The 7550-nt window shown below is 64.8% G+C and carries 9 protein-coding genes; 7 read left to right on the forward strand and 2 right to left on the reverse strand.

What is annotated here, in order from left to right; translation table 11 throughout:
• On the forward strand, positions 1-663 hold a 663-nt coding region (locus NP534_RS24375), incomplete at its 5' end, for an amino acid permease (protein WP_274100408.1).
• A complete protein-coding gene (locus NP534_RS24380) occupies positions 660-1565 on the forward strand; it encodes an amino acid ABC transporter substrate-binding protein (protein WP_274100409.1) in 906 nt (301 codons plus the stop codon). The genes NP534_RS24375 and NP534_RS24380, both read left to right, overlap by 4 nt.
• Before the next feature lies 1 nt (position 1566).
• Here NP534_RS24380 and paaX read toward each other — a convergent pair whose 3' ends face one another.
• On the reverse strand, positions 1567-2490 hold the full coding sequence (paaX, locus tag NP534_RS24385) for a phenylacetic acid degradation operon negative regulatory protein PaaX (RefSeq protein ID WP_274100410.1): 924 nt from the start codon (positions 2488-2490) through the stop codon (positions 1567-1569).
• A gap of 77 nt (positions 2491-2567) precedes the next feature.
• Entirely contained in the window at positions 2568-3167 is a 600-nt protein-coding gene (gene paaY, locus NP534_RS24390; RefSeq protein ID WP_274100411.1) for a phenylacetic acid degradation protein PaaY, read from the reverse strand.
• 346 nt (positions 3168-3513) lie between these two features.
• Between paaY and paaF the strand changes: the two genes are divergently transcribed.
• The 5 genes from paaF to NP534_RS24415 all read left to right on the forward strand — a co-directional run.
• On the forward strand, positions 3514-4287 hold the full coding sequence (paaF, locus tag NP534_RS24395) for a 2,3-dehydroadipyl-CoA hydratase PaaF (RefSeq protein ID WP_274100412.1): 774 nt from the start codon (positions 3514-3516) through the stop codon (positions 4285-4287).
• A 36-nt stretch (positions 4288-4323) separates the two neighbouring features.
• Entirely contained in the window at positions 4324-5115 is a 792-nt protein-coding gene (gene paaG, locus NP534_RS24400) for a 2-(1,2-epoxy-1,2-dihydrophenyl)acetyl-CoA isomerase PaaG (protein WP_274100413.1), read from the forward strand.
• Position 5116: 1 nt separating this feature from the next.
• Positions 5117-6634, forward strand: coding sequence for a 3-hydroxyacyl-CoA dehydrogenase PaaH (gene paaH / locus NP534_RS24405; RefSeq protein ID WP_274100414.1), 1518 nt, complete (start codon positions 5117-5119; stop codon positions 6632-6634).
• Complete coding sequence (gene paaI, locus NP534_RS24410) at positions 6627-7082, forward strand: hydroxyphenylacetyl-CoA thioesterase PaaI (RefSeq protein WP_033697902.1); 456 nt, start codon at positions 6627-6629, stop codon at positions 7080-7082. Before paaH ends, paaI begins: the two co-directional genes overlap by 8 nt.
• A partial coding sequence (locus NP534_RS24415; protein ID WP_274100415.1) for a beta-ketoacyl synthase N-terminal-like domain-containing protein occupies positions 7075-7550 on the forward strand: 476 nt, incomplete at its 3' end. The genes paaI and NP534_RS24415, both read left to right, overlap by 8 nt.

The raw sequence follows: 7550 nt of genomic DNA on the forward strand, positions 1-7550 counted from the left end.
TGCCTCTTCGGCACCCTGGGTGCGGCGGTGGTATATGTGCTTTCGACCACGGTCATCCAGGGGATCATCCCCAACGCTGAGCTGGCCAACGCGTCAGCGCCTTTCGCGCTGGTCTACGCGAAGATGTTCAGCCCGCTGGTGGGCAATATCGTCATGGCCTTGGCGGTCATGGCCTGTGTCGGCTCACTGCTGGGCTGGCAGTTCACCCTGGCCCAGACCGCCAAGATGACCGCCGACCAGAACCTTTTTCTAAAGTTGTTTGGCAAGCTCAACAGGTTTGGGGCACCGGTTATTGGCATGATCGTCTGCGGCCTGTTGCAGACTGCAATGGCCGTGTCGACTATCTCACCCAATGCCAGTGCGCAATTCAGCAAGCTGGTGAACCTTGCTGCGGTGACCAACCTGATCCCCTACGTGACAGCGCTGACCGGGCTACTGGTGATCATGTACAAGGCCAACGTCCCGCCAACGGTGTACTCGCGCAACCTGGTTGTGTTGCTGATTGCCGTGTCCTACTCGCTTTACGCGCTGTATGCCTGCGGCATGGAGGCTTTGTTTGGCGGGTTGCTGGTGCTCGCCTTTGGCTACCTGCTGTACGGGTTTCTCGCCAAACGCTTCGTCTACCCGCCAGCTGCCGGCCTGAGCGGAGGGCGCGAGCAATGAAGCCGTTGTCAGCGAAGCTTTTGCGCCTGCTGCTGGCGGGTGCGCTCTCTAGTGTCGCGGTTATTTCCTGGGCCGACACCGTGGAGCGGGTGCGCAGCAGCCATACCCTGACGCTGGGCTACCTGCCTGGGTCAGCACCGTTCAGTGAACTGAACGGCGATACCGTCGAGGGTTACGCCATTGACCTTTGTCTGAAGATCAGTGAACGGGTGAAATCCGAGCTGCAGCAACCCGCGTTGCAGGTGCGGTTTCAGCCCGTGGAAATTGCCCAAGCGGTTGCTGCGGTCAGCTCGGGCAAAGTCGATATCCTCTGCACGCCGACCCCGCAGACGCTGGAGCGGCGCAAAGCAGTGAGCTTTTCGTTGCCGGTATATACCGCGGGGCTCTCGGCTGTGGTCCGCAAGCAGTCACCTGAGCCCTTGCTCAAGGCGCTCAACGGTGAGGTGGCGCATGACGGGCCGACCTGGCGCGCTACGGTCAATCGGGGCCTGGCCAAGCAGACCTATGCCGTATTGGCGGGCAGCGCCACGCAGCAGTGGGTTGGCGAGCAGATGCGGCTGCTTGGGGTGATCGCGACCTTGGTTAGCGTCAAGAGCAATGAGGAAGGCGTACGGCGCGTGGCCGAGGGCGGTGCCGATGCGTTCTTTGCCGACCGTATCCTGCTCAAGACCCACATCGCGTCGGGCTATCCGGACGGCAGCCTATTGCTGCTCGACCGAATCTACGAATATGCGCCGGTTTCGCTGATGATCGCGCGCGGCGATGATGACTTCCGGTTGCTGGTCGATACGGTGCTGAGCGAGATGTACCGGTCGGGCGAAATCGAGCAGGCCTACGTCAAATACCTCGGCGGTGTAAGCGACACGGCCAGGCGGTTGTTCAAGGTTTATGCATTGCCCTGACTCAGCCCAGCCCACCAAACCGCTTGTAGAAGCTCTCGTTAACATCCGGCAACGGCCCATCTGCCGTCTCCAGTGCGCTACCCAGCCACGCTTCCGCCTTGCCCCATACCAGCCGATAGAGGTTACGGCACAACTGGCGAGCAGCCCTGCCTTCCCAGTCCCCAGGCAGCAGCTCATCCGGCAACTGCGGGTCACGCAGCAGCAGCCGGCGGTACTCATGAATCAACAAGGTGCGCGCCAGGAAGCAGTCCTGGGCATCGAGTTCCTTCTGCTCCTTGAGCGCCTGCCACAGCGGCCGGAACAAGCGGATGAACTCGCTGTAGTGCTCGCCCAGTTCCTCGATCCGCCAGCTTTCCCGCACCTGGGCGCGCATGGCCTTGGAGGCTAGTACTTCCTGGGTGTGGGTTTCGAATACGATGCTGTCGTCAGTGGCGTCCAGCTCGCGCAAGGTGGTCGCCAGGTCGGCACGATCAGCGCGCGGGCAGCCAAGTACGTTCGGGGCGATGGCGCCGTAGCCCTGCCACTCCAGTTCTTCGCGCACGGCCTTGCGTTTGCTGGCCTCCAGCTGCGACAGCAACACCAGTGTCCAGGCGCCGTCCCAGGCTGGCAGGCTCGCGCTGTAAACACGCTTGAAGGCTTTTTCGAAACGGCGCCGGCCCGTGCCGGTGAGGCTGTAATAGCTGCGCCGGCCGACTTTTTCGGCGGTCAGCCAGCCTTCCTTGGTCAGGCGGAAGATCGAGGTGCGGATCAGCCGTTCGTTGATGCCGATCGGCTCCAACAGGTTGATCAGGCTGCCCAGCCAGACCGTGCCACCATGCGGCTCGATGGCGTCGCCATACAGGGTGATGATCAGCGAGCTCGCGCGGATCGGCGTCTGCTCCTGGAAGCGGGTGATCAAGGTATTGAGGGGGGCAAGGCTGCTCATGAGGGAATTGTAAGCCGATGGAGCCCCGACTATACCTGCCCGCCGTGCCGCCTGGCCATTGCCAGTCACCACCAGGCTCATGCCTGCGCCTCGCCTTTGGGGCGAAAGCCGCAATCACCCATGCGTGGGCGCTGCGCCTCGACTTCGCTCAGGGGCGGGCATTCGACCAGGGCGGCACTGCAGCGCTGGGCCAGGCGCTGGTATTCGGCTGTGCCGCGTTGCTTCCAGGCCACTTCCTGGTCGCTGAGGGTGCGCTTGGCCTGTGCCGGCGCGCCCATTACCAGGCTCTGCTCGGGGCATTCGAAGCCAGCCTTGACGAAGGCCGTGGCGCCGACGATGCAGCGTGGCGCGATGTGTGCGCCGTCCATGATCACCGCATTCATGCCCACCAAGGCATCGGCGCCTATCCGGCAGCCGTGCAAAACCGCGCCGTGGCCAATATGGCCATGGCGCTCGATCACCGTATCGCCACCCGGGAAGCCGTGCATCACGCAGGTGTCCTGCAGGTTGGCACCCTCCTCCAGCACGATGCGGCCAAAGTCGCCGCGCAACGACGCCAGGGGGCCGACGTAACACTGCGGGCCAATGATCACATCGCCGATCAGCACGGCGGTCGGGTGTACGTACGCCGTTGGGTGGATCACGGGGGTCAGGCCGTCCAGCCGATAGCAAGGCATGTCACACCTCTCAAAATGATTCAGTTAGTGGGGTGATCATGTATCACGATAAATGTAACCGTCAATTGCTGATTCTTTGTATCGCTTTTCGATGCACATCGCTCAGCCCATAAAATCTGACTTAAACGCCGTATTTACTTGGATTTCAGAGCACAAGCCGGGCCTGGCCGGAAGCCAAACCTCGCAGCAAGGGACACGTAATGCAATCTTTGCTATTGCTGTTATGTATCAGATAGGGCTTATACTGGACCTCACCCGGGCAGGCCTCAGTGTTTTCCCCTGCCCCTGCAGACAATTCCAATAAATGCCGGCCCACGTGCCGTGCGTGCAGCCTGAGGAAACCGACATGCCTCGCTATCTCGTTTTGCAGGCGCCTGAGGACGGCGTCCGCCTGATCACCCTGCAGCGGCCCGAAGCCCTCAACGCGCTGTGTACCGAACTGCTCGCCGAGCTTGCGGCCGAGCTGGAAAGTGCCGAGCGCGACCCGGCAACCCGCGCCGTAGTGCTCACCGGCAGCCGCAAGGCCTTCGCTGCCGGTGCCGACATCCGCGAAATGGCCGAGCGCGACCTGGTCGGCATCCTCAATGACCCGCGTGTCGGCCATTGGCAGCGCATCGCAGGCTTTGCCAAACCGCTGATTGCAGCGGTCAATGGCTACGCCCTGGGCGGTGGCTGCGAGCTGGTGATGTGCGCCGATATCGTCATCGCCGGCGAAGACGCACGCTTCGGCCAGCCCGAAATCAACCTCGGTATCATCCCTGGCGCTGGCGGTACACAACGCCTGTTGCGCGCGGTCGGCAAGCCGCTGGCCATGCAGATGGTTCTGACCGGCGAGCCGATCACCGCCCGGCAGGCCCAGCAGGCCGGCCTGGTCAGCGAGCTGACGCAGCCCGAGCTTGCCGTCGAGCGCGCCCTGCAAGTGGCGGCCAGCATCGCCCGCAAGGCACCGCTGGCCGTGCGCCTGGCCAAAGAAGCCCTGCTCAAGGCCGGGGACACCGACCTGGCCACCGGCCTGCGCTTTGAACGCCACGCGTTCACCTTGCTGGCCGGTACCGCCGACCGCGACGAAGGCATCCGCGCCTTCCAGGAAAAACGCCCGGCGCACTACCTGGGCCAGTAACCCCTCTTCCCCACCGACTGACGGAGCGAGCCTGTCATGGCTTTCGAGCACATCCTGTTTTCCATCGAGGACGGTGTCGCCCTCCTCTCGCTGAACCGGCCTGACCAGCTGAACAGCTTCAACACGCAGATGCACAAGGAAGTGCGCGAGGCGCTCAAGCAGGTGCGCCAAGACCCGCAGGTGCGCGTGTTGCTGCTGACCGGCGAAGGGCGTGGCTTTTGCGCCGGGCAAGACTTGTCTGACCGCAACGTCGCGCCTGGCGCGCAAGTGCCCGACCTGGGCGAGTCGATCGAGGCGTTCTACAACCCGCTGGTGCGCGCCCTGCGCGACCTGCCGATGCCGGTCATCTGCGCGGTCAACGGCGTGGCAGCCGGTGCGGGCGCAAACATTCCGCTGGCCTGCGACCTGGTGCTTGCGGCCCGCTCGGCCAGCTTTATCCAGGCGTTCTGCAAGATCGGCCTGGTGCCGGACTCTGGCGGTACCTGGCAACTGCCGCGCTTGGTCGGCATGGCTCGGGCCAAAGCGCTGGCCATGCTCGGCGATCGCCTGAGTGCGGAGAAGGCCGAGCAATGGGGCCTGATCTACCAGGTGGTCGACGACGCCGCACTGCGTGACGAGGCGCTGGCCCTCGCCCGCCAGCTGGCGACCCAGCCGACTTACGGGCTGGCCCTGATCAAGCGTGCGCTTAACGCCAGTTACGACAATCACTTTGACCAGCAGCTCGAACTTGAGCGTGACCTGCAGCGCCTGGCCGGGCGCAGCGAGGACTACCGCGAAGGCGTCGCGGCGTTCATGGCCAAGCGCGCACCGGCCTTCAAGGGGTGCTGATATGAGTGCACTTGACAGTAACGCCCAGGTCGCGGTGATCGGCGCCGGTGCGATGGGGGCCGGCATCGCCCAGGTGGCCGCGCAGGCGGGGCATCCGGTTTGCCTGTATGACAATCGCCCAGGCGCTGCGGCCCTGGCCGTGCAAGGCATCGACCGCCAGCTCGGCCGCCTGGTCGATAAAGGCAAGCTCGACGCTGCCGCACGCCAGGCGATCAGCGCGCGCCTGCAGCCCGTGGAAACACTCGAAGCACTGGCCGATGCGCAACTGGTAATCGAAGCGATCGTCGAAAACCTGCAGGTCAAACAGGCACTCCTGCGGCAGCTCGAAGCCCTGTGCAGCGACAGCTGCATATTGGCCAGCAACACCTCATCGCTGTCGATCACCAGCCTGGCCGCCGGCCTGCGGCGGCCCGAACGGGTAATCGGCATGCACTTTTTCAACCCTGCGCCGTTGATGGCGTTGGTCGAGGTCGTTTCAGGCCTGGCCACCGCCCCCGCCTTGGCCGCCACGCTGTACGACACGGCCACGGCCTGGGGCAAGCAGCCGGTGCATGCGCGTTCGACGCCGGGCTTCATTGTCAACCGGGTGGCGCGGCCGTTTTATGCCGAGAGCCTGCGCCTGTACCAGGAAGGCGCCGCCGATTGCGCGAGCCTCGATGCGCTGATGCGTGACGCCGGTGGTTTTCGCATGGGCGCTTTCGAGCTGACCGACCTGATCGGTCACGATGTCAATTACGCCGTCACCTGCTCTGTGTTCGATGCCTTTTATGGTGACTTCCGCTTCCAGCCCTCGCTGGTGCAGAAAGAGCTGGTGGATGCCGGCCGTCTTGGGCGCAAGAGTGGCCAGGGTTTCTACGATTACAGCGAAGGTGCGCTGCGGCCGCAGCCCGCCGAGGTGCAAAGCGCGGCGCGTGTCGAGTGCTGCGTGGTCGAAGGCAGCCTGGGCGTGATGCAGCCCTTGCTGCAGCGCATCCAGGCCAGCGGCGTCCAGGTCACCGAGCGCCCGGGCAGTGGCCTGTTGCGGGTGGGTGACGCCACCTTGGCGTTGTCTGACGGTCGCCTGGCCAGCCAACGCGCGCGCGAAGATGGGCTGCGCAACCTGGTGCTGGTGGACCTCGCGCTGGACTACAACAAGGCCGAACGGATTGCCATCAGCACTTGCCCCGACACTACCCGCGAGGCGCGCGAACACGCCGTGGCGTTACTGCGCCAGGCGGGCCTGAAGGTTTGCCTGGTTGCCGACCTGCCGGCCCTGGTGGTGTTGCGCACCGTCGCCACGCTCGCCAACGAAGCTGCCGATGCCGTGCTGCAAGGCGTCGGCTCGGCAGCCGACATCGACCTGGCCATGCGCGCCGGGGTCAATTATCCGCGCGGGCCGTTGGCCTGGGCCGAGCAGATCGGCATCGGCTACACCCTGCGCGTGCTGGACAACCTGCAGCGCTGCTACGGCGAGACCCGCTACCGCCCTTCGCTGCTGCTGCGCCGCGTGCATGCCCAAGGAGGCCGACTGCATGACTGAAGCCCAACGTACCCCCGAGCAACTGGCACGCGCCTGCGCCGATGCAATGTTTTCCCGCGACCGCGCCACCCAGGCCCTGGGCGCACGGCTGCTGGACGTCGGCCCCGGCCAGGCCCGCCTGAGCATGCCGGTGCGCGCCGACATGATTCAGGGCCACGGCAGCTGCCATGGTGGTTTCTTGTTCAGCCTGGCGGACTCGGCGTTTGCCTTCGCCTGCAACAGCTACGACGAAGCCACCGTGGCCCTGGGCTGCAGCATCGACTACGTGGCGCCGGCGTTCGAGCATGACGTGCTCACCGCTACTGCCAGCGAACTCACCCGCAAGGGCCGCACCGGCCTGTATGACGTGCGCCTGGAAAACCAGCGCGGCGAACTGATTGCCCTGTTCCACGGAAAATCCTACAAAGTGCGCGGCACGGTGTTGCCGCAGGAGACCCAGGATGACTGACCAGACCTTCGACCAGGCGTTGATCATCGACGCCGTGCGCACGCCCATCGGCCGTTACGGCGGCGCGTTAAGCAGCGTGCGCGCCGACGACCTCGCGGCCGTGCCGATCAGGGCGCTGATGGCCCGCCACCCCGAACTCGACTGGCGCGCCATTGATGACGTGATCCTCGGCTGCGCCAACCAGGCGGGCGAAGACAACCGTAACGTGGCACGCATGGCTAGCCTGCTGGCCGGCCTGCCCGATGCCGTGCCGGGCACCACCCTCAATCGCCTGTGCGGTTCCGGGCTGGATGCCGTCGGCAGCGCCGCCCGCGCCCTGCGCTGCGGCGAGGCCGGGCTGATGCTGGCCGGTGGCGTCGAGTCGATGTCGCGGGCGCCCTTCGTCATGGGCAAGTCAGAGCAGGCCTTCGGCCGCAGCGCCGAGCTGTTCGACACCACCATCGGCTGGCGTTTCGTCAATAAACTGAT

This window comes from Pseudomonas sp. 39004, from assembly GCF_028682155.1.
In the GTDB taxonomy this organism is placed as follows: Bacteria; Pseudomonadota; Gammaproteobacteria; order Pseudomonadales; family Pseudomonadaceae; genus Aquipseudomonas; species Aquipseudomonas capeferrum.